Origin of the sequence: Craurococcus roseus, from assembly GCF_039523795.1 — a bacterium.
In the GTDB taxonomy this organism is placed as follows: Bacteria; Pseudomonadota; Alphaproteobacteria; order Acetobacterales; family Acetobacteraceae; genus Craurococcus; species Craurococcus roseus.
In genome coordinates, this window is sequence record NZ_BAAAFZ010000094.1 from 42,329 (window position 1) to 64,658 (window position 22,330).

The 22,330-nt window shown below is 71.3% G+C and carries 16 protein-coding genes; 4 read left to right on the forward strand and 12 right to left on the reverse strand.

The features are described 5' to 3' along the window. Positions 1 to 160: 160 nt before the first annotated feature. Positions 161 to 1,477 (reverse strand): YcaO-like family protein, encoded by a 1,317-nt coding sequence (locus ABD067_RS23845; protein WP_343897915.1) that lies wholly within the window; start codon positions 1,475 to 1,477, stop codon positions 161 to 163. Between the two features lie 350 nt (positions 1,478 to 1,827). Here ABD067_RS23845 and ABD067_RS23850 point away from each other — a divergent pair, with 350 nt between their 5' ends. Beyond that, positions 1,828 to 2,472, forward strand: coding sequence for an IS110 family transposase (locus ABD067_RS23850; RefSeq protein ID WP_343897916.1), 645 nt, complete (start codon positions 1,828 to 1,830; stop codon positions 2,470 to 2,472). A 116-nt stretch (positions 2,473 to 2,588) separates the two neighbouring features. Here the strand turns inward: ABD067_RS23850 and ABD067_RS23855 are convergent, their stop codons facing one another. The 11 genes from ABD067_RS23855 to ABD067_RS23905 form a co-directional block, all read right to left on the reverse strand. Beyond that, positions 2,589 to 5,726 (reverse strand): efflux RND transporter permease subunit, encoded by a 3,138-nt coding sequence (locus ABD067_RS23855; RefSeq protein WP_343897917.1) that lies wholly within the window; start codon positions 5,724 to 5,726, stop codon positions 2,589 to 2,591. Beyond that, positions 5,723 to 6,064 carry a hypothetical protein gene (locus tag ABD067_RS23860; RefSeq protein ID WP_343897918.1) on the reverse strand — a complete coding sequence of 114 codons (342 nt, stop codon included), beginning with the start codon at positions 6,062 to 6,064 and terminating at the stop codon, positions 5,723 to 5,725. The genes ABD067_RS23855 and ABD067_RS23860 overlap by 4 nt, the downstream gene beginning before the upstream one ends. Further along, on the reverse strand, positions 6,061 to 7,140 hold the full coding sequence (locus ABD067_RS23865; protein WP_343897919.1) for an efflux RND transporter periplasmic adaptor subunit: 1,080 nt from the start codon (positions 7,138 to 7,140) through the stop codon (positions 6,061 to 6,063). Before ABD067_RS23865 ends, ABD067_RS23860 begins: the two co-directional genes overlap by 4 nt. A 19-nt stretch (positions 7,141 to 7,159) precedes the next feature. Further along, entirely contained in the window at positions 7,160 to 8,587 is a 1,428-nt protein-coding gene (locus ABD067_RS23870) for a bifunctional enoyl-CoA hydratase/phosphate acetyltransferase (RefSeq protein WP_343897920.1), read from the reverse strand. 14 nt (positions 8,588 to 8,601) lie between these two features. Beyond that, complete coding sequence (locus ABD067_RS23875; RefSeq protein ID WP_343897921.1) at positions 8,602 to 10,437, reverse strand: PHA/PHB synthase family protein; 1,836 nt, start codon at positions 10,435 to 10,437, stop codon at positions 8,602 to 8,604. 120 nt (positions 10,438 to 10,557) lie between these two features. Further along, positions 10,558 to 11,106: a fasciclin domain-containing protein gene (locus ABD067_RS23880; RefSeq protein ID WP_343897922.1), complete on the reverse strand. Its 549-nt coding sequence runs from the start codon at positions 11,104 to 11,106 to the stop codon at positions 10,558 to 10,560. Between the two features lie 611 nt (positions 11,107 to 11,717). Further along, a complete protein-coding gene (locus ABD067_RS23885) occupies positions 11,718 to 13,991 on the reverse strand; it encodes a DUF3141 domain-containing protein (RefSeq protein WP_343897923.1) in 2,274 nt (757 codons plus the stop codon). A gap of 3 nt (positions 13,992 to 13,994) precedes the next feature. Then, positions 13,995 to 14,450, reverse strand: coding sequence for a hypothetical protein (locus tag ABD067_RS23890; protein ID WP_343897924.1), 456 nt, complete (start codon positions 14,448 to 14,450; stop codon positions 13,995 to 13,997). A gap of 36 nt (positions 14,451 to 14,486) precedes the next feature. After that, on the reverse strand, positions 14,487 to 15,278 hold the full coding sequence (gene fabI, locus ABD067_RS23895) for an enoyl-ACP reductase FabI (RefSeq protein WP_343897925.1): 792 nt from the start codon (positions 15,276 to 15,278) through the stop codon (positions 14,487 to 14,489). Between the two features lie 5 nt (positions 15,279 to 15,283). After that, a complete protein-coding gene (locus tag ABD067_RS23900) occupies positions 15,284 to 16,462 on the reverse strand; it encodes an acetate/propionate family kinase (protein WP_343897926.1) in 1,179 nt (392 codons plus the stop codon). Positions 16,463 to 16,648: 186 nt separating this feature from the next. Further along, positions 16,649 to 17,497, reverse strand: a complete 849-nt coding sequence (locus ABD067_RS23905) for a 3-hydroxybutyryl-CoA dehydrogenase (RefSeq protein ID WP_343897928.1) — start codon at positions 17,495 to 17,497, stop codon at positions 16,649 to 16,651. A 276-nt stretch (positions 17,498 to 17,773) separates the two neighbouring features. Between ABD067_RS23905 and ABD067_RS23910 the strand changes: the two genes are divergently transcribed. The 3 genes from ABD067_RS23910 to rbbA all read left to right on the forward strand — a co-directional run bounded on the left by ABD067_RS23910 (position 17,774) and on the right by rbbA (position 22,330). Next, a complete protein-coding gene (locus tag ABD067_RS23910) occupies positions 17,774 to 18,103 on the forward strand; it encodes a hypothetical protein (RefSeq protein ID WP_343897929.1) in 330 nt (109 codons plus the stop codon). A 406-nt stretch (positions 18,104 to 18,509) separates the two neighbouring features. Next, positions 18,510 to 19,541, forward strand: a complete 1,032-nt coding sequence (locus ABD067_RS23915) for an HlyD family secretion protein (RefSeq protein ID WP_343897930.1) — start codon at positions 18,510 to 18,512, stop codon at positions 19,539 to 19,541. Next, positions 19,538 to 22,330, forward strand: a complete 2,793-nt coding sequence (gene rbbA, locus ABD067_RS23920; protein ID WP_343897931.1) for a ribosome-associated ATPase/putative transporter RbbA — start codon at positions 19,538 to 19,540, stop codon at positions 22,328 to 22,330. Before ABD067_RS23915 ends, rbbA begins: the two co-directional genes overlap by 4 nt.

Consider the following 22,330-nt stretch of genomic DNA (forward strand, 5'->3'; position numbering starts at 1 on the left):
TCCGAACCTCCCGGCCGTCGCAGCTCACGCGGAGATGGCCGAGCACATGTATCATCAGCGGCGGCCGAGCGCTGAGCCGAAGCGGCATTGGATCCGCAGTGGCCGGGTGGGAATTCATGGCGCCTCTCAAATAGCCGGGCTTCCGGCTCCTGCCCGGCGGTTACATCAAGGCAATTCCTCCGTGATGGCAATCGCCTCCGCCAGTAGCCGCAAGGGCGGCCGCCAATCGCGGCCCGGCGGTGGAGGAGGGCTCCCGCTCCAGCCCGGGGCAGAGCACGCGCATGACAGGGACGCCGAAGCGCGCGCGGGTGAGGTCGAGCGTCAGCACCTCCAGCCCTAGCCGAGCCAACCGGTCCAGCACGGCACGCAGCGTGCCGGCGGCCGTGCCGGCGGGCAGGTCTGCGGCGGCGCAGCCCGAGGCGGTGGGATGCACCAGCGCGCAACGCCCGGCGTGGATGCCCCTGAAGCGGCGGAGGTGGACATGATCGGCGGCGTTCAGGGCGGCGTCGCCGCGCTCCCGCCGCTTCGCCTCCGCCACCTCGATCGCTAGTTCGCTCTGCGCCATTTCCATGATGGCCGCACTGGCCGCTCCCGCCAGATCGGGGCGCGCCGCGGTGCCAAGACAGAAGCCGCCACCATCGCGTCCGAAGGAAACGGCCGCGACAGACGGCACGCCGACGTCGGTCGTGATGTCGAGCAGCCAAGTCCTTCGGTCCAGCCGGTGCCTGCGCAACAGCGCAAGCCGCGCCGCCGCCTCGGCCGCCGCGGCCTCATCGAGCCCGACCGGCCGCCCGCGGCGGCCGCCGCGCCACCACAAAGCCACGGCGTCTCGTTCGATCAGCTCCAGAAGTCCATGCAGCGTCGCGCCCTCGGGCGAGATGCTTGCCGCGCAGCCGATGCTAAGGGGCCAGGGCGGCTCGAAGGCGCGGTTTCTGGAAGCGCGCCGAAGGCACAAATCCAGCGGCACGAGCACCGTGCCGCCGTCGCTCTGGCGCCGCATCGCCAGCCAACCGGGATCGGCGGCGGTGCTGCGTAGCAATGGCTGTAGCCAGGGCGCCACCTCCGCCGGCGGGGCCTGCCGGGCCACACGGTCTTCCACGGCCTCTACCGCGGACAGCCGCTCGATGCCTTCCCCAGTGCAGGCCTCGAACGCCTCAAGGCCAGACAACCCAGCGCCGGCAACACCGGCGACCGGCAGGCCGGGTTCGGCCGCGACCGCGTCCGGCGCCACCTCCGCACCGAAAAATTTTAGGCCGGGCGCGACTTCCGACGCCAGCCGGAACACCCGAACGAAACTAGCCGCCGCGCGGAACAAAAGCGCTCGGTGCCGCTCCGCCGCACCGGGGACTGCTGGCAGCGGGCAGTCCAGCACGCGCAACAAGCCCAGCATCTCGGGACCGAGGCGGTCCGAGGAGGAGGGATCCAGAAGCGCCGTGGCCGCGGCCTCGAACAAACCGCCCGGAACGGCCATGCTCATGGCTCCCGCCGCCCTGCCACGTGCCCAGGTTGTTACCGCACGCCTTGTGACAGTGCCAGCCCAAGTGTTGTGAACTGCCCCGGCTTCTCCGAAGGCCGGTGAGCTTGAGTCAGGCCGCCATGGCGGCAGGCTCGATCTGAGCATAGTGGCGCGCCTCCGCCTCGGCGGGCGGCGGCGCCGTGGGCGTCTCCAGCAGTGAGGGCTCCCCAGCGTCTCGACGACGTGACGACGTGCCCCGGAACCGGCCTGGGCGGGCGAGAGTGCGGAGATTGTGGCGGCATGGCCGGCCACGGATCAAGCACATGGCTGCGCCGCCCGGGACTCCGCCCGCGAACCGCAGGGAGGGCCGCATGGGCCAGCGCACGGTCGGCATCGACCTCGCCATCCGCGGCGACCACGTCGCCCGCATCCTCGACGACGGGCGGCCGAGCGGAAAGCCGATCCGCTTCCGCCTGACGTCCGACAGCCTCGACCGGTTGGTCGCGGCCCTGCACGCCAGGTTGGCGCCGGGCGGCACCGTCACCGCGGCGATGGAGCCGACCGGCATGGCGTGGTTCCCGGTCGCCCACCGGCTCGAACAGGCGGGCATCCGTACGATCCGGGTCAAGGGCCAGCGCGTCCGCGCGCTGCGCCGCTACCTCAGCGAGCACGCCAAGACGGACGCGGCCGACGCCTATGTGCTCGGCGCCATCCCGCTGTTCGGCGGCGCGCCCGCCGACCCGGTCTACGTGCCCGGCGCCGAGCGGCGCGCGTTGCAGCGCCTCACGCGCCGACGCGAGCGCCTGGAGGACGAGGTCGCCGCCATCAAGCGCCGCCTGCTCGACTTGGTGCGCTGGGCGTGCCCCGCCGTGGAGGCCGTGCTGCCGGATTTCCGGACCAGCCTGTCGCTCGCCGTCCTGCACGACCTGCTCGGCCCCGCGCGCATCGCCGGGATGCGGCGGGCGGCGCTGCTCCGGTTCGTCGCGGCGAACGCCAGCGGCAACCACCCGCAGTAGCGTTGCGTGTAGACGGCGACGGCCAGCGAGGCGCCGCCTCCTATGAGCGCCCCGATGAGCGCCGCCGCCGAACTCAGGAGGGCTGGATCGACTTTCATTCGTCCTCGAATGCACCTTCACGGGGGGATAGCCCGGGCGCCGACGCTCGGACGCGTCCCGAACTCGACGCGTGTCGCCTCGGACAGCGCCCGGGGTTGAGCCTGTTCCCGGCCAGCGTCCGGCTGCGGCCTTATCCGGAACCAAGCCACGTAGAGCGCCGGGAGGAAGACGAGGGTGAGGAGGGTGGCGACCGCCAGGCCGCCCATGATCGCGTAGGCCATCGGACCCCAGAAGACGGTCGGCGCGATCGGGACCATGCCGAGGATGGCGGCCGCCGCGGTCAGCAGGATCGGGCGGAAGCGGTGCGCCGTGGCCTCGACCACCGCGTCCCAGGGGTGGCGCCCGTGCGCCTTCTCCGTCTCGACCTGGTCGACGAGGATCACCGAGTTGCGGGCGATCATGCCGGAAAGGGCGAGCACGCCGAGCAGCGCGACGAAGCCGAGCGGCTTGCCCGATAGCAGCAGGGCCGCGACGACCCCGATGAGGCCAAGCGGGACCACGCTGACCACCAGGAACAGCCGGCTGAAGCTTTGCATCTGGACCATCAGCACGGTGAGCGTCAGCAGGGCCGCCATCGGCAGCACGGCCATGACCGACCCCTCCGCCTTGGCGCTCTCCTCCACCGTGCCGCCGACCTCGACGTGGTACCCGCTCGGCAGGCCGGCGTTCAGCGCCGCGATCTCCGGGGCGAGGGACTGCGCGACCGTGGCGGGCAGCGTGCCGGGCGCGACGTCTGCCTGGACCGTCACAGTCGGTCTGCGGTCTCGGCGCCAAACCAGCGGGTACTCCTGGCCGTACTCTATCGAGGCGAACTGGCTCAGGGGGACGGTGCGCCCATTCGGCAGCGGCACCTGCAACGTCCGGATCGTCTCCAGCGACACGCGCTGCTCGGCGGAGGCGCGGACCAGCACGTCGACGAGGTAGATCCCGTCCCGCACCTGGGTGGCGGTCACGCCGGACACGACCGTGTTCAGGGCCTGCGCCAGGTCCTGGGAGCTCAGGCCGACGAGGCGGGCCCGGTCCTGGTCGACCTGGATCCGCATCGTGCGCGCCGGCTCCATCCAGTTGTAGTTGACGTTCCGCACCGCGGCCCCGGCCCCCACGGCCTGCGCGACGCGGAACGCGATCTCGCGCACCTGGCCCGGTTCCGGGCCGCTCACCCGGTACTGCAGCGGCCAACCCACCGGCGGGCCGAGCTCCAGCGGGTAGACCCGCCCGGTGGCGCCCGGGAAGTCGTTCTCCAGCGCCCGCTCCAGCCGCGCCTTCACCCGCTCGCGCTGCTCCAGCCCTTTGGTCACGACCACGGCCTGGGCGAAGAAGTCGTTCGAGAGCTGCAGGTTGAGGGGCAGGTAGAACCGGACGGCGCCCTGCCCGACATAGGTGCTCCAGTGGTCCACGTCCCCGTCGCCCTTCAGGAGCCGGTCCAAGCGGGCGGAGGCGTCCCGGGTCGCGTAGATGGAGGCGTTCTCGGGCAGCTGCAGGTCCACCAGCAGCTCGGGGCGGTCCGAGGAGGGGAAGAACTGCTGCGGGACGAGGCGCATGCCCCAGAGCGAGGCCCCGAACAGGGCCAGCGTGAGCAGGACCGTGACCCAGCGCGCCCGCATCGCCAGCACGAGCAGGCCGCGGAACGCGCGCATGACGGGGCCGGGCTCGCCGGGGTGGGCCTCCTTGGGCTTGCCGAGGATCCAGACGCCGAGCAGGGGGGCGAAGACGACCGCGACGACCCAAGACGTGAGCAGCGCGATGGCGACGACGGCGAAGATCGAGAAGGTGTACTCGCCCGCCATGCTGCGGGCGAAGCCGATGGGCACGAACCCCGCGACCGTGACCAGCGTGCCGGTGAGCATCGGGAAGGCGGTCGAGGTGTAGGCGAAGGTGGCGGCGTGCTCCTTGTCGTCGCCGTGCTCCAGTCGCGTGACCATGCTCTCGACCGTGATCATGGCGTCGTCGACCAAGAGGCCGAGGGCGATGATGAGGGCGCCCAGCGAGATCCGCTGCAGGTCGATCCCCCAAACCTCCATGGCCACGAACACGATGGCCAGCACGAGCGGGATCGTCACGGCCACCACGGCGCCCGCCCGCAGGCCGAGGCTGACCAGGCTCACCGCGAGGACGATGGCGACGGCTTCCCACAGCGCCTCCAGGAACTCGTCCACCGCGTGCTCGACGGTCACCGGCTGGTCGGCGACGAGGTGCGCCTCGACCCCGACCGGCAAGTCCGCGACGATCTCGGCCATGGCGTGCTCGACGTTGCGCCCGAGCGCCAGGACGTCGCCGCCCGTGCGCATGGCGACGGCGAGACCGATGGCGTCCTCCCCGTGGACGCGGAACATCGGCTGCGGGGGGTCGGCGGGACCGCGCGCCACGCGCGCGATGTCGCCCAGGCGGATCATCCGGCCGTTGGCGACGAAGTTGACCGCCAGGACGTCCTGCTGGGACCGGAAGTCGCCGGAGACCCGGACGAGGATCTTCTCGTCCCCGGTCTGCACCACGCCCGCGGGCGCGACGGCGTTCTGCGCCTGCAGGGCGGCGACCAGGGCGGCGCGGTCGATCCCTAGGCCCGCCAACCTCTCGGTCGAGAACTCCACGTGGACGCGCTCGTCCTGCGCGCCGAGGACGTCGATCTTGGATATGTCGGGCAATTGGAGGAGCCGCTTGCGGACCTCGTCCACGTGGTCCCGCAGCTCCTGGCGGGTGAACCCGTCGGCGGTGAAGCCGTAGACGATGCCGTAGGTGTCGCCGAACTCGTCGTTGAAAAACGGGCCCTGGACGCCCGGCGGCAGCGTGTGGCGGATGTCGCCCACCTTCTTGCGTACCTGGTACCAGATGTCCGGCACCCGGGCGGCGGGCGTCCGGTCCTTCAGGTAGACGAAGACCGTGGCCTGGCCGGCCGTCGTGTAGCTCTTCAGGTAGTCCAGGTCCGGCGTCTCTTGGAGCTTGCGCTCGAGGCGGTCCGTGACTTGCTGCAGCGTGTCGCCGACCGTAGCCCCGGGCCATGTGGCCCCCACCACCATGGTCTTGATGGTGAAGTCGGGGTCCTCGCTGCGCCCGAGCCTGAGGTAGGACGCGGCGCCCGCGGCCATGAGGACGAGCATGAAGTAGGCCACCAGGGAGCGGTGCCCGATCGCCCATTCGGAGAGGTTGGAGCGCCTCATGGCGCGGCCCCCCGGGCCCGCGGAGCGGCGGCCAGCGCGGCGCGGCCGATGCCGAGGGCCGCCGGCCTCTCGGTCGGGAACCCCACGTGGACGCGCCCGTCCCGCGCGCCGAGGACGTCGATCTTGGATATGTCGGGCAACTGGAGGAGCCGCTTGCGGACCTCGTCCACGCGGTCCCGCAGCCCCAGACGGGTGAACCCGTCCGCGTCCCCGCTCCACCCGAGCGCGATGCAGGACGCGACACCCTCAAGCACGAGCACGAGCACGAGCACGAGGAAGGCCACCAGGAAACGGCTATCGACCGCCGATCCGGAGAGGCCGAAGCGTCGCACCATCATGCGGCGGCCCCGAGGAGGCGGACCTTCTGGCCCGGGCGCAGCACCTGCACACCGGCGGTGACCACGACCTCCCCCGCTTCCAGCCCTTGCGAGACCACGACGCTCGCCGGGTCGTAGCGGGCGACGTCCACGTTGCGCAGGGAAACGGTCCGGCTCTGCGGGTCGACCACCCACACCGCCGGGCGACCGTTGGCCTCGGTGAGCGCGCTCGCCGGGACCTCCACCCCCAGGGGGGCCGCGAGTTGGACGCGGCCGGTGACGGTGGAGCCCAGCCGCATGGCCTCCGGCGGGTCGGCGATGCCGACCTTGACCTGGAAGGTCCGGGTGGCGGCATCCGCCTGGGGCGAGACCTCCCGGACGCGGCCGGCGGCCGTCACCCTCGGGTCGTCGACGAGGGCGATCCGCACCACCGGGTCGCGCGGGGCGGTGCGGACGAGCTCCTCGGGCACGTCGAAGACGGCGTCGCGGCCGCCCTGGCGCGCGAGCTGCACGATCATCTGCCCGGCGCGCACCACCTCGCCCGGCTCGGCGCCCTTCGCCGTGACCACGCCCGGGGCATCGGCGAGCAGGGTCGTGTAGCCGAGCTGGTCCTCCGCGATGCGCAGCTGAGCCTGCGCGGAGGTGACCCGGGCCTGGGCGGACAGGTAGGCCTGCTGGGCGTCGTCGAACCGGGCGCGGGGCGTCCAGCCGTCCCGCAGGAGTTCCTGCTGCCGCCAGAAGGCGAGGCGCGTCTGGGCCAGCACCGCCTCCGCCGACGCGAGATTGGCCTGAGCCGAGCGCAACCCGTTCTGCTGGTCCTGGGGATCGAGCCGCGCGACGAGCTGGCCCGCCTGGAGCGCATCGCCTACGTCGACGGGCCGCTCGAGGACGCGCCCGTCGATGCGGAAGGCGAGGCTGGCCTGGTCCCTGGCGCGGACGTGGCCGGTCAGTGAGACGGTCTCGCCCTCCGCGCGGCGCTCGACGGTGATGTACCGGACGGGCCTGGCCTGCGGCGCGGGTGGCGCCGGCTCGTCGCAGCCCGAGACGGCCGCCGCCACGGCGACCAGGGCGGCAGCTGCGATCGGGAACTTGGGCATGGTGCAGGATTCCTCGGCGTCAGGCGGCGGTCCCGGTCGCGGCGCGGCGCGCGCGGGCCATCAGCACGGCGACCGCGCAGGAGGCGATGCGGGTGCGCTCGGAGTCGGCGCGGCTCGTCAGCACGATCGGCACCCGCGCGCCCACCACCACGCCGGCGGCGTCGGCGCCGGCCAGGAAAGAAAGCTGCTTGGCCAGCATGTTGCCCGCCTCGAGGTCCGGCACGACCAGGATGTCCGCCTGGCCCGCCACCGGCGAGACGATGCCCTTCTGCCGCGCCGCCTCCGGGCTCACCGCGTTGTCGAAGGCGAGCGGCCCGTCCACGACGCCGCCGGCGATCTGCCCGCGGTCGGCCATCTTGCACAGCGCCGCGGCGTCCAGCGTCGAGCGCAGGGCGGGGTTGACCGTCTCCACCGCCGAAAGGACGGCGACGCGCGGCGTGTCGAGGCCCATCGCCCGCGCGAGGTCGATCGCGTTCTGCACGATGTCGCGCTTCTCCGCGAGCGTCGGCGCGATGTTCACCGCGGCGTCGGTCACCAGCAGCGGCCGCGGATAGGTGGGCACGTCCATGAGGTAGACGTGGCTCAGCCGCCGCTCGGTGCGCAGCCCGGTTTCCGCCGCGACCACCGCGTGCATCAGCTCGTCGGTGTGGAGCGAGCCCTTCATCAGGATCTCGGCCTCGCCCGCGCGCACCAGCGCCACGGCCTGCGCCGCGGCTGCCTGGCTGTGCGGCGCGGGCTCCAGGCGGAAGGCGCTGATGTCCACCCCGGCCGCCTGCGCCGCGGCGCGGATCTTCGCCTCCGGCCCCACGAGGATCGGCGCCACCAGCCCGGCGGCGGCGACCTCCGCCACCGCGGCGATGGAGGCGGCGTCGCACGGATGCGCCACGGCGACCGGCACGGGCGGCTGGCCCTTCGCATCGGCCAGCAGTTCGCGGAACCGGCGGTGGCGGTTGAGCCGCACCTCCGGCAGCTCCATGCGCGGCCGGCGCACCTTCTCGGTCGGCGCCTGCACCTCCGCGGTGCCCGACACCACCTGCGTCCCATCCTGGTTCAGGCAGGCGCAGTCGAAGACGACACGCTTCTTCTCGGGCTTCTTCTCCCGCGCCGTCACCGTCGCGGTGATGGTGTCGCCCAGGCCGACCGGCGCGCGGAAGCGCAGGTCCTGCGACAGGTAGATCGTGCCCGGCCCCGGCAGCCGGGTGCCCAGGACGGCGGAGATCAGCGCGCCGCTCCACATGCCGTGGCCGATGATCTTGTGGAACAGGCCGGTCTCGGCGTAGGCCGGGTCGAGGTGCGCCGGATTCACGTCGCCCGAGACGACGGCGAACAGCTCGATGTCCTGTTCCGTCAGCCTATGTGAGAGGCTCGCGCTGTCCCCGATTGCGATCTCGTCGAAGGTGCGGTTCTCGATCATGCCGTCGTCCGGCGGAGGGGTCGCGGTGTCCATGGGTGGCCTCCGCCTCAGCGCTGCAGCACGTAGGTGCCTGGGGCGTCCCCGAGCGGTGGCAGCCCCTTCTCCGGCGTCCCAATCGGCGGGGGCTCCGCGCCCGGGGTGGAACGGGCGGCCAGCCAGGCTTGCCATTCCGGCCACCAGGAGCCCTGCTTCACCGGCGTGCGCGCCTGCCATTCGTCGGCGTCGGCGTAGGGCTCGCCGGGGGGCCGGGTGGCGACGCGGTAGCTGCGGTGGGGATGGCCGGGCTCGCTGACGATACCGGCGTTGTGGCCGCCGCTGGTCAGCACGAACGTCACCTCGGAGTTGACGACGAGGTGGACCTTGTAGACGGAGCGCCAGGGCGCGACATGGTCCGCCTCGGTGCCCACGGCGAAGATCGGCAGGAAGGGGTCGCTGACCCAGACCGGCCGCCCGTCCGCCTCGTAGCGCCCGCCGGTGAGGTCGTTGCGCAGGAACAGCCGCCGGAGGTACTCCGAGTGCATGCGGTAGGGCATGCGCGTCGCGTCCGCGTTCCAGGCCATCAGGTCGGTCATCGGGGCCCGCTCGCCCAGCAGGTATTCGCGCACCGCCCGCGACCAGACCAGGTCGTTCGAGCGCAGGATCTGGAAGGCGCCGGACATCTGGCTGGTGTCCAGGTAGCCGCGGTCCCACATCATCGCCTCCAGGTAGGCCACCTCGCCTTCGTCGATGAAGAGCATGAGTTCGCCCGCCTCGGAGAAGTCGCCCTGGGCGGCGAACAGCGTCAGCGACGCCAATCGCTCGTCGCGGTCGCGCCCCATGGTCGCGGCCGCGATCATCGCCAGCGTGCCGCCCAGGCAGTAGCCGGCGAGGTGCACCTTCCGCCCCGACACGATGGCCGAGATGGCGTCCATCGCCGCCATGACGCCGAGCTTGCGGTAGTCCTCCATGCCGAGGTCACGGTCCTCGGCGGTGGGGTTGCGCCAGGAGATCATGAAGACGGTGTGGCCGCGCTCGGCCAGGTAGCGGACCAGCGAATTCCCGGGCGAGAGGTCGAGGATGTAGTACTTCATGATCCAGGCCGGCACGATGAGCACCGGCTCGGCCTGCACCGTCTCCGTCACCGGCGCGTACTGGATCAGCTCGATCAGGCGGTTGCGGAACACCACCTTGCCCGGCGTCACGGCGACCGTCTCGCCGATGCGGAAGGCCTCCGCGCCGGCGGGGGGCTCGCCGGCCAGCAGCCGCCTCGCGTCCTCGGCGAGGTTCTGCGCGCCCGCCAGCAGGTTGAGCCCGCCGCTCTCCAACGTGGATCGGGCGATCTCGGGGCTGGTCCAGAGGAAGTTCGACGGCGAGAGGGCGTCGAGGCGCTGCCGCGCCATGAAGGCCATGCGCGCCTGCGAGAGGCGCTCGACGCCCTCGATGCCCGTGGTCGCCTCCCGCCACCAATCTTCAGCCAGCAGGAAAGACTGCGCCAGCAGGTTGTAAGGCCACTGCCGCCAGCCCTCGTCCGCAAAGCGTCGGTCGCCGTGCGCGGGCGCGAAGGGGGCCGGCGTCTCCCGGTCGAAGGTCGACTGCAGCGCGTAGAGGGCGAGGCGCGTCACGTCGCGCGCAGCCTGTTCGAGCAGCCCGATCTGCTTGCCCGGCGACATGGCCAAGTGCGCGAGCCAGTCGGCCTGGGTGTCCGCCACCGTCGCCGGTGAGATGCCGAGCGTGAGGCGGGCGAGCCCTGCACGGAAGGCGCGGTCGGCGTTGGCGAGAGCGTGGCGGTCCGGCTCCGGGGCCGGACGCGCGCGGAATGCGACAGGCGAACCGGATCGGCCATGCCGTCCTGACGCAGGAGACGCAGGGGGCGCCAGCGGCGGAGTGGAGGAAGCTACATCCATGTCGGGTCTCCGTCCGCAGGACGCCGGGCCATAGGGTGACGACGCGCACGGGCCGTCGTACCGTTCGGGTATGTGGCCGATAGGCTGCTACGCGCGGATGATGAGCGAACCGTCTAAGCGCTACCGCGCGAGAACAGCATCAACGATGTGCACCACGCCGTTGCTGCAGGGAATGTCGGCTTGCACGACATGGGCGGGCTCAATGCGGTGTGCGCCGCCGCCTTCGAACCCGCCAGCTCCAGGAGCCAGGGCATAGCGTCCGTCACTGCCGCGCTGGATGATCAGCTCGTTGCCGTTCCTCGTCCGGATCGTCGCCCGCTCCTGCCCTCGCACCTCGCTCGCCATGTGCTTGCCGTCGACGATGTGCGCGTTGACCACCGCTGGAGCACGTATGGGGTCGATATCCTGGGTAGGCTGCGATCCCATCAGATCGTTGCGGACATTGACTGGCACCTTTTGGATCGCCGCGTTGGTTGGGACGAGGAAGGTGAAGGGCCCAGGGCCAAGAAGCAGGCTCGCTTGGCCGGTCCGGTTCAGCGCGCCGACAAAGTCACTGAGTTCCTGCTTCTGCGACATCACGGCCAAGCAGTCCTGCGCCCATGCGGTGGTGCTGCCGAGGCAGAGCGCAGCCGCAGTGGCCGTACCAACCAAGGAGAATCGCGGTTTCATCGGTGGTCCTCCTCCAAACGGGCCGGCTGCGGCTGACCTGGGGGAGCAGGCCCCAACCGCCCGGACAGCACCTTGGTAGCGTGCCGAGCGCCCGGGGCGGGGTGAGATCCGGTAAGTCGCGGTTAGACGCGGTGAGCCGGTCTCCAAAGCCGCGACTTGCGAAAGGAACTTCGGTCGCGGCGCAGTCGGCGTCGCGCACCCCGCGTCAGCTACGACGGCGAGGTCTCGAAGAGCGGTGACGTGGTGACCCGGATCTCCACGTCCGGGACGGACGGTGTGCTCCTAGCGCGGGTTGCGCTGTGGCCTGCCCTCAAGGCCTGGGGCGCACGGCTGGCCAAGAGGCGGGCGGCGTGAAGGCGCCTGCCGCGCTCATCAGGAAGCCGGCCGCCGTCGTACGCCGCGTGCGGGGCTACGGCGCCGAGTTCCGCTGCGCATTTCCAGGCCGACCGGGGTCGGTGCGATCAGGCCACGCCTTCGGGCTTCGAACACACCGGACAGCGACACGTCATCACAGGGGTGCACGACGGTGGTCGGCATCGGCTCAAGCTCACGGGCTCGGGCGGCGAGTGTTCGTGGCTCAGGTGTGGCCTGGCGGCTCGCCGTTCCGTCGCTCAGCCCTCGACCGTGGCGCGCTCCCGCTGGGACCTTTTTGAAGCGGTTGTCTCGAGCAGCGCCGCCACCCGTTGCAGCCTGCGCTGCTGATCCTTCGAAAGCCTTGGCCGGAACGACAGGAGGTGGCGCAGCCCGCCGAGCACGCGGCGGCGATCCTCCTCGGTCGCCGCGAGCTTCGGCAGGGCCTGGACCGCCCGTTCCTCGTCGAGCTCCAGGGCGAGGAACTGCTGGCGCACGATGTCCTTGAAGCGGGCGAAGCTTGGCTGTTCCTGCGGCGGCAGCATGGCGCGCAGTTCCTGCAGTGCCGCGAACCCGCGCTCGTCCACCCGTCCGGACGGGCGGGCGATGTGCATCACCGCCCGCACGAACGCCTCGACGGCGCCGCCGCGCTCGACCGCCGCTTCGGCCTCCGCGTTTGCCGCCCTCGCGGCCGCCTCCCGCGCGACGTCGCGCTCGATGTGCCGCGGCCTCCCCGCGTTCTCGGCGGCGAGGCCGAGCAGCGCCTGCAGCGCCGGCGACCCATAGGTCGACAGGAAGAACTGCTCGGTGAACATGTCTCGCGCCTTCCCACAGGTCTTTAGCCAGGCCTGGATCCCCTCGGAGGCGAGGCGCTCCGCCTCCGCCAGGGGGTTGCCGGCGTCGGCCGGGCGGCGGTTCTGCCGCACCGCCTCGGCCAGCGGCCCGATCCCTGCCATGAACGGATTACGGTCCGAGAACAGGGAGAACCGGAGCCGGTCGGGGTGCAGGAGCCGCATCGCCTCAGCCCCGGGCTGGGTCGTCATGGCCCGCACGGCCGGCCGGACGAAGTTCGCGTACAGTCCCTGGTTCACCTCGGACAGGCGCGCCGCCGCCTCGAACCGTCGGTCGTCGGCCGGGTCGTTCCGAATGATCGAGCGCATGTCGTCCAGCGACCGCTTCTCCAGCCCGAGGAGGTGGTGGCCGTGCACGAGCTCGGGATTTTCCGTCTCCTCGCCGAGCTCGGTGATGACGGCCTCGTAGAGGCCCGGCGGCATGAGGTCGATCAGGTCCATGCCCTGCACGAACTCGCCGTGCTCCTTCGTCGCCACCTTGCCGGACACGAAAATGCCGAGGTGGCCGACGCTGGGGTGCAAGCAATAGACGATCGTCTGGCCGTTGGCGACGATCTCGTCCTCGTGCTCGTAGAGGTCGAGGATCCAGCCGAGCGCCTGCGGCGGCGGCGTGATGTCGTCCCCCCACGAGCAGAAGACGATGATCGGCGAGCGGATGTTCCGCAGGTCGATGCGCAGGCCGTCGGAGGTGCGGAGCTGGCCGGTGCTGAGCCTGTTGCCGACGAAGAGGTTGTCCGTGATGTACTGCATCTCCTCGGCGTTGAGCAGCACCGGGCTGCCCCACCATTTCTCGAACTCCAGGAAGCGCGCCGCCTCGGTGTCGACCTTGGCGTAGACGTCGTAGAGCTTCTTCCAGTAATTGTTGTCGGGGTGCATCGCCTCGAAGTTGGCCACCAGGCTGGCGCCGTCGAAGATGCCGCAGCCGAGGTCGCCGGCGAGCGAGGTCAGCCAGGTCCCGCCGAGCAGGCCGCCGAGGTAGCGCATCGGGCTCTGGCCGCGGATGCCCGCCCAGTAGGACAACGGAGACCCGACCAGCAGGATCGGGCCCGGCAGATCGGGCCGGACCGCGCACATCATCATGACCTGCCAGCCCGCTTGGCAGTTGCCGATCAGGACGGGCTTGCCCTGGGCTTTCGGATGCCGCGCGGCCACGGCCTCGACAAAGAGCGCCTCGGCGCGGCAGACGTCCTCGACGGTCTGGCCCGGCACCGGGTCGGGCAGGAAGCCGACGAAGTAGCAGGGATGGCCGGCGGCCAGGGCCTCGCCGATCTCGCTGTCGTGCTTCATCCCGCCGATGCCCGGGCCGTGCCCGGCCCGCGGGTCGAAGACCACGAACGGGCGCTTGGCGTCGTCGATGACCGTGCCTGCCGTCGGGACGACGCGCACCAAGCCGTAGTTCACCGGCCGCTCGAACTCGTCGCCGCGTAGGATCAGCTCGTACTCGAAGGTGAGGACGTTCGGGGCCGTGCGGGCACTGTACTCAAGGGCGTTGTTGCCGCGCTGGCGCAGCACGTCGAGCAGCAGGATCCAGCGCTGCCCCGCGTCGAGCCAGTAGGCGGTGACCGGGTCGGCGGGCCATGCGGCCCCGCCGTTACCCGGCAGGAGCCAGGCCGAGTCCTTCGCCGACGGAGCCGCGGGAGTCTGGGGCGCGGCGGAGCCTGGGGCGGATGGCATCTGTGTCATGGTTCACCTCTCGTCCGGTCGATTCCATCGCAGGAAGAAGCCGACGTCGCCCGGCATGCCGTCGGGCCAGTCGAGGATTTCGGCACGCAGCTGGAAGCCCCGCGGCTTGAGCTCGCGCTCGTAGTAGGCGTAGGCCCGCCGGGCTTCGCCCTCGAGGTGCTCGGGCCAGTCCGCGGCGTGGTTCGTGATCGAGCGCCCCTGGTCCGTCAGCCAGTCGGACGGGCACCGGAACACCAAAGCCTGCTTCTCCCCCGCCTCGACGGCCCTGCGCACCACGAGCGCCACCCGGGCCATCGCGTCCCCGGGCACGTCGTCATTCAGGAAGGCCTGATGCAGCGTCTCCCGTTCGGCCTTCGCCGCCTCCTCGTGCTTGCGCTTCTCCGCCTCCTTCTGCTTCTTCTTCTCCTCGAGGAAGGCGTGGATGGCTTCCGCGCTCAGGTTGCCGGCGGTGATGTCCATGGTCTCGGCTCCAGCGGAGGTGGGCCCGTGATCGCGCTACGCGAGAACGTGGTAGCCGCCGTCGATGTAGAGCGTCTCGCCGGTCATGGCGGCGGCGTATGGGCTGGCCAGGAAGACGCAGGCGGCGCCGATCTCGTCGATCGTCACCAGCCGATGCGCCGGGGCCCTGACCACGACCTGCTTCATCAGCGCGTCGAAGTCGCGGATGCCGGAGGCGGCGCGGGTCGCCAGCGGACCGGGGCTGACCGCGTGCACCCGGATGCCCTTGGGGCCGAGCTCGGTGGCGACGTAGCGCACGGCGGATTCCAGCGCGGCCTTGACCGGGCCCATGACGCCGTAATTCTCGACCACCTCGTTGGCGCCGAGATAGGTCATGGTGACCATCGCGCCGCCCTGGCGCATCAGCGGCTCGGCCCGGCGCGCCAGGTCCAGGAAGGACCAGCAGGAAACGTCCATCGCCGCGAGGAAGCCGTCGCGGGGGCAGTCGGTGACGCGGCCCTGCAGCGCCTCCTTCGGCGCGAAGGCGATGGAATGCACCAGGACGTCGAGCCGGTCCCACTTCCTGGCTACGGCGTCGAACAGCGCGTCGACCTGCGCGCGGTCGCGCACATCGAGCGGCAGGAAGATCGGCGCCTCCACCGCCCGCGCCAGCGGCTCGACGTGCGGCCGCGCCTTCTCGTTCAGGTAGGTCATGGCGATGTCCGCGCCGGCGCGGCGCAGGGCCCTGGCGCAGCCCCAGGCGATCGAGTGCTCGTTGGCGACGCCGACGACGAGCGCCTTGCGCCCGGCGAGGATCGGCGGGAGGTCGGTTTCATCCGGCAGGGCCATCGTCGTCACCTTCCTTCGGCGATCAGGGCGCGGGTGTGTCGCGCGATCGTAAGATTCTCGTCGGTGGGAATGACGTAGGCGGCCGCGCGGGCGCGCGGGCAGCTGATGCGCGGGCCGTGCGACGCGTTGGCGACCGGGTCCAGCTCGATGCCGAGCCAAGCGCAGGCCTGGCAGACCGCGGCGCGGACCGGTGCGGCGTGCTCGCCGATGCCGGCGGTGAAGACCATCCCATCCAGTCCGCCTAGCGCGGCGGCGAGGGAGCCGACGCCGCGCGCGACGCGGTAGACGAAGACCTCCAGCGCGAAGCGGGCCCGGGGGTCCGCGCTGGCGAGCAGGTCGCGGAAGTCGGAGGAGACGCCCGAGAGGCCGAGCATGCCCGAGCGCCGGTAGAGCAGGTCCTCGATTTCGGAGGTCGACATGGCCTCGCGCTCGAGGAGGTAGAGCACGACGCCGGCGTCGAGCTCACCGCAGCGCGTGCCCATCGGCAGGCCGTCGAGGGCCGAGAAGCCCATGGTGGTGGCGACGCTCCGCCCCTCCTGCAGCGCGCAGAGGGAGGCGCCGTTCCCGAGATGCGCCACGACGACGCGGCCCTGGGCGATGTCCGGCGCGGCGGAGGGCAGCGCCGAGGCGATGTACTCGTAGGACAGCCCGTGGAAGCCGTAGCGACGGACCCCCTTGGCGGCGAGGTCGCGGGGGATGGCGAAGGCCTGCGCCACCTCCGGCACGGTGCGGTGGAAGGCGGTGTCGAAGCAGGCGACCTGCGGCAGGCCGGGCGCATGCTCCAGCACGGCGCGCATCGGCGCCAGGTTGTGCGGCATGTGCAGCGGCGCCAGCGGCGCGAGGTCGGCGAGCTCCCGCAACAGCGCCGGCGTGATGCGCGCCGGCCCCGTATGCGACGCGCCGCCGTGCACCACGCGGTGGCCGAGCGCGGCCAGGGGTCGCCCGCCCAGCCGTTCGCGCAGCCAGGGGAGGAGGCGCGGCAGGACGTCGGCCGGCGTCGCCGGCGACCCGATGTCCGGCGCGTCGATCGCCTCGCTGCGCGCCCCCGCGACGCGGATGCCGGGGTGGACTCCGATGCCGTCCACCTGCCCGGAGAGGACGAGGGCCTCCTCGTCGTACACGGCGAACTTCAACGAGGAGGAGCCGGCGTTGATGACGCCCAACATCGGCGCATCGCGGTTCATCGCCCGGACGCCCAATCGCGCGCCGTGGCCGCGTCGGACCGCTCGATGGAAGCGGCGATGATACTGGATGGCGCCATGGCCGTCTCTCCTCCGATCTCTCCGCGGCGGGCGGTCAGCGCGGCTTGGCGCCCCTTCGGCGAACCGCCGGATTTCGGGCCCTCCCGCCGCCGCCCCAGCCGTCGTTCCTCAGTACCGGTACACGCCGCGGCCGGACTTGCGTCCGAGGTAGCCGGCGGCAACCAACTCCCCGAGCAGCGGCGCCGGGCGGTACTTCGGATCGCCCATTTCCTTGTGGAGCGTCCGCATCACCGACAGGAGCACATCGAGCCCGATGAGGTCCGCCAGGGCGAGCGGCCCGATCGGGTGGTTGCACCCGAGCTTCATGCCCTCGTCGATGTCCGCCGCCTCGGCGTTACCCTCGGCGAGCACGAAAAGGGCCTCGTTCAGCATCGGCAGCAGGATCCGGTTCACCACGAAGCCGGGCGAGCTCTTCGCGGTGATCGGCGTCTTGCCGAGCCGCATCACCAGCGCCTCGACGGCGTCGTGCGTGGCGTCGCTCGTCCGCAGGCCGCGCACGACCTCGACCAGGCGCATCACCGGGACGGGGTTGAAAAAGTGCAGGCCGACGAAGCGGTCCGGATGCGAGATCGCCGAGGCAAGCCGGGTGATCGAGACCGAGGAGGTGTTGGAGGCGACGATGGCCTCGGGACGGGCGATCGGGTCGATCCGCCGGAAGATGCCCGCCTTGAGTTCGGCGTCCTCGGGCACCGCTTCGATCAGCAAGTCCGCCGGGCCGAGTTCTTCGTGGCGCGACGACGCGGCGATGCGCCGCAGCGCCGCCGCCCTGTCCTCCGCAGAGATCTTCGCCCTGGCCACGAGGCGCTCGAGGTTGTCGGCGACCGCCGCCACCCCCCTCGCCGCCGCGGCTTCGCTGACGTCGGTGAGCACGACGTCGAAGCCGGCGGTCGCGAAGACCTGGGCGATGCCGCTGCCCATCGTGCCGGCGCCGATGATCCCGACGGTACGGATTGGCATGAAACCGGATCCTTGTCGGCGGGGCGGGGCTGGCCGCCTCGGGCGTTCGTCAGGGATGCGGTCGGCCCGGGAGCGGACCGGCCGCAGGTTGCCTCGGGTGGTGGGGGTTGGAGCGCCCCGAGGTTCCTGGCGTCTTCTACGCCGTCGGTCCGCCAGGGCGGGGTTAGACGTGGTAAGCCGCGGTTAGATCTGCCGTCAGAGAAGATCGAAAGGGGCACAGAGTCGCTGGCCGGGACGAAGAACCGGGTTCTTTCCTCGGAGCCGGGCCGGCTGCGGGTGCTTTCGCGGCCGCTGAGAAGGGCAGAGTGGGGTGGGGCCCCGATAGACGCGCAGTCCGTCCTCGCCGCGGACGGTTCCGGGGGCGCGCCGGCCTGGACGCGGTCGCCGCCGGCCTCGGAGGGCAGCGGCGCGCGCATCCGGCCGCTTGAGCAGATCGACCGCGCCATCGCCGAGGTCGAGGCGGTGATCGGCGCGGCCATGCGCCCCTTCGCGGAGCAGCTGGCTCAACTCACCACCATCCCCGGCGTGGACAAACCGACCGCTGCCGCCATCGCCGCCGAGATCGGAATGGGCATGGGTGATTCGGCGGCCCAGCGCAGCGCCTGAGCGCCTGGGCCGAGGTTTGGCCGGCGGACCCCGAAAGCGACGGCGTTCGATCGGGATGCGGCATGGATCGATGTCCCTCTCACCACGTCTTACCGCTGCTTACCAGACCTCACTCGCTCGGGGCGGCTTCGCGCACGAGAATCCTTGGCACAAGCAGCCTCGGCCGGGACATGCCCCAGTCCGAGGACTGCGCGCGGCCGCGTCGTGATCCCGGGATCCGGAACTCTGCGGCACGGAGACCTGAGGGAGACCCGAGATGGACGTGACCTCGCTGCGCCCGTCACCCCCTGCGCCTGCGATCTCCGAGCGGCCCGCCCCGCCCGGTGCGCCCGCCCCGCCGCCGGCCCGGCCTTCGCCGAAGCTTGCGAGCAGGAGGTGGACCTGGCTGCTACGCGCGGCCATCGCCGTGGCCGCCGTCGCGGCCGGCGTCTCCGCCTGGCAGTACTTCAAGCCAAAGGGCCTGCCGGAAGGCTTCGCAGGCGGCAACGGCCGGGTCGAGGCGACGGAGATCGACATCGCCGCCAAAATACCGGGGCGCATCAAAGACGTCCTGGTGGACGAGGGCGACTTCGTCACCGCCGGCCAGCTCGTCGCCAGGATGGACACCGCGGTGCTCGAGGCGCAGCGCCGGGAGGCCGAGGCGCAACTGCGGATGGCGCACATCGCCGTCGACACCGCCCGGAGCCAAGTCACGCAGCGCGAGGCCGAGAAGGCGGCGGCGCAGGCCACGGTGGCGCAGCGCGAGGCCGACGTGGACGGCGCGCAGCGCCGCTTCGCGCGGTCCGAAGACCTCGCGCCGCGGAACGCCGTGCCCTACAGCAGGTTGGATGACGACCGGGCCGCTTTCCTGGCCGCCCGGGCGGCCGTCAACACCGCTAGGGCGCAGGTGGCGGCGGCCGACGCCGCCCTGAACGCGGCGCGGGCGATGGTGATCGGGGCGCAGGCGGCGGTCGATTCGACGCGCGCGACCATCGAGCGCATCCAGGCCGACATCGACGACAGCCAGCTGCGTTCGCCGCGCGACGGACGCGTGCAGTACCGCGTGGCGCAGCCGGGCGAAGTCCTCCCGGCCGGGGGACGGCTGCTGAACATGGTCGATCTCGGCGACGTCTACATGCTGTTCTTCCTGCCAACCGCGGCGGCCGGCCGGGTGAACATGGGCAGCGAGGTGCGGGTGGTGCTCGACGCCGCGCCGCAATACGTCATCCCGGCGCAGGTCTCCATGGTCGCCGACGTCGCCCAGTTCACCCCCAAGACCGTGGAGACGGAGGAGGAACGCCTCAAGCTGATGTTCCGGATCAAGGCGCGGATCAGCCCCGACGTGCTCCACGCGCACCTGACCAAGGTCAAGACCGGCCTGCCGGGCATGGCCTATGTGCGGCTCGCCCCCGGGGTCGAATGGCCGGCCAACCTGCAAGTCCGGCTGCCGGAGGCATGACCGCCGTGACCGCGGCGAGCCCGCCGGCTTCCTTGGCCGCGCTGGACCCGGTCGCCCGGCTGAGCGACGTCGGCCTGCGCTACGGCAAGGTGTGCGCGCTCGACGCCGTCAGCCTCGACGTCCCGGCGGGCTGCATGGTCGGGCTGATCGGCCCGGACGGGGTCGGCAAGTCCAGCCTGCTGGCGCTGATCGCCGGCGCCCGCAGGCTGCAGACCGGCCGGGTCGAGGTGCTCGGGGGCGACATGGCGGAGGCGCACTACCGCGCGGCGGTGGGGCCGCGCATCGCCTACATGCCGCAGGGCCTGGGCAAGAACCTCTACCCGACTCTGTCGGTGTCCGAGAACATCGACTTCTTCGGCCGCCTGTTCGGCCAGGAACGCGCCGAGCGCGAGCGCCGCATCACCGAGCTGACCGAGAGCACGGGCTTGGCGCGCTTCGCCGGCCGGCCGGCGGGGAAGCTCTCGGGCGGGATGAAGCAGAAGCTCAGCCTATGCTGCTCGCTGATCCACGACCCGGACCTGCTGATCCTGGACGAGCCGACCACTGGCGTCGATCCGCTGTCGCGCCGGCAGTTCTGGAAGCTCATCGCCCGGATCCGCGCGGAGCGGCCCGGCATGAGCGTGATGGTCGCCACCGCCTACATGGAGGAGGCGGCGGCTTTCGACTGGCTGGCGGCGATGAACGCGGGCCGCGTGCTCGCCACCGGCACGCCGCAGGACCTGCTCGCGCGCACCGGTACGGCAACGTTGGAGGAGGCGTTCATCGCTTTCCTGCCGGACGGGGAGCGCCAGGGACACCGGCGGGTCGAGATTCCGCCACGCCAGGTCGAGGGCGAGGCGACGGCCGCCATCGAGGCGCGCGGCCTCACCATGCGCTTCGGCGACTTCACGGCGGTGGACCACGTGAGCTTCCGCATCGAGCCGGGCGAGATCTTCGGTTTCCTGGGCTCGAATGGCTGTGGAAAAACGACCACGATGAAGATGCTGACCGGCTTGCTGTCAGCCAGCGAGGGGCAGGCTTGGCTGTTCGGCCAGCCGGTGGACGCAGCGAACCTGGACACGCGCCGGCGGGTTGGATTCATGACCCAGAGCTTCTCGCTCTACAGCGAGCTGACGGTGCGGCAGAACCTCGTGTTGCATGCCCGGCTGTTCCATCTGCCGGAGGAGACGATCCCCGCGCGCGTCGATGAGATGGCGCGGCGGTTCGAGCTAACGGAGATCATGGACGCGCTGCCGGACGCCTTGCCCTTGGGCCAGCGCCAGCGCCTCTCGCTCGCGGTGGCGATGGTCCACCGGCCGGAGATGCTGATCCTCGACGAGCCGACCTCGGGCGTCGACCCCGTCGCGCGCGACGGCTTCTGGCGGATCCTGGTCGAGCTCTCGCGGCGCGACGAGGTCACCATCTTCATCTCGACGCACTTCATGAACGAGGCCGAGCGCTGCGACCGCATCTCGTTGATGAACGCCGGCCGGGTGCTGGTGAGCGATGCGCCCCGCGCCCTGACCGAGAAGCGCGGCGCCGCAACGCTGGAGGAGGCCTTCATCGCATACCTGGAGGAGGCGACCCGGGACAGCGAACCGGCACCGGCGGCACCGCCGCGAGACATCCCCAAGCCTGCCGAAAGGCCCGGCGCGGATCCGCGGCAGTCCGGGCGGCACGGCTTCGATCCCCGGCGGCTGCTCAGCTATTCGCGTTGGGAGGCCTTGGAGCTCCGCCGCGATCCGGTTCGCGCGACGCTCGCGTTGCTCGGCTCGCTGATCCTGATGGTCATCATGAGCTACGGGATCACGGTGGACGTCGAGAACCTGAGTTTCGCCGTGCTGGACCGCGACCAGACCACCATCAGCCGCGACTACGCGCTCAACGTCGCGGGCTCCTCCCGCTACTTCGTCGAGCAGCCGCCGGTCCTCGGCTACGCCGATCTGGACGACCGCATGCGCTCGGGCAAGCTGAGCCTGGCGATCGAGCTCCCCCCCAACTTCGGGCGCGACGTGGAGCATCGGCGGCCGGTGAAGATCGGCGTCTGGATCGACGGCGCCATGCCGCTGCGCGCCGAGACGGTCCGCAGCTACATGACGCAACTGCACTCGCTTTGGCTCACGCAGAGGGCCGCCCACCTATCGAGCGAGGTGATGCCGGCCGGCCAATTCAGGATCGAGACGCGGTTCCGCTACAACCCCGACGTCAGGAGCGTGCCGGCGCTGGTGCCGGCCAACATACCGCTCCTGCTGCTGCTGATTCCGGCCATGCTCACCGCGCTCAGCGTCGTGCGCGAGAAGGAGCTCGGCTCGATCGTCAACCTCTACGTGACTCCGACCACGCGGGTCGAATTCCTGCTGGGCAAGCAGCTGCCCTATGTCGCCCTCGGGATGGTGAACTTTCTGCTCATGACGCTCATGGCCGTCGCCTGGTTCGGCGTGCCGCTGAAGGGCGACTTCCTCACCCTGGCCTTGGCGACGCTGCTCTATGTCGGCGTTGCGACAGCGATCGGCCTCGTGGCTTCCACCTTCATGCGCAGCCAAATCGCCGCCGTGTTCGGAACGGCCATCGGCACCATGGTGCCTGCGATCAACCTTTCCGGCGTGATCTACCCGGTGTCCTCCCTGCAGGGCGTCGGCGCCCTGATCGGGGAGATCTTCCCGACGTCGCACTACCTGGCAATTTCGCGAGGCGTCTTCTCGAAGGCGCTGGCCTTCCCCGACGTCGCGGCGTCGTGCCTTCCGCTCCTGGTGACCCTACCGGTGTTGATCGGCTTGAGCGCCGCGCTGCTCCCCAAGCAGGAGAGGTGA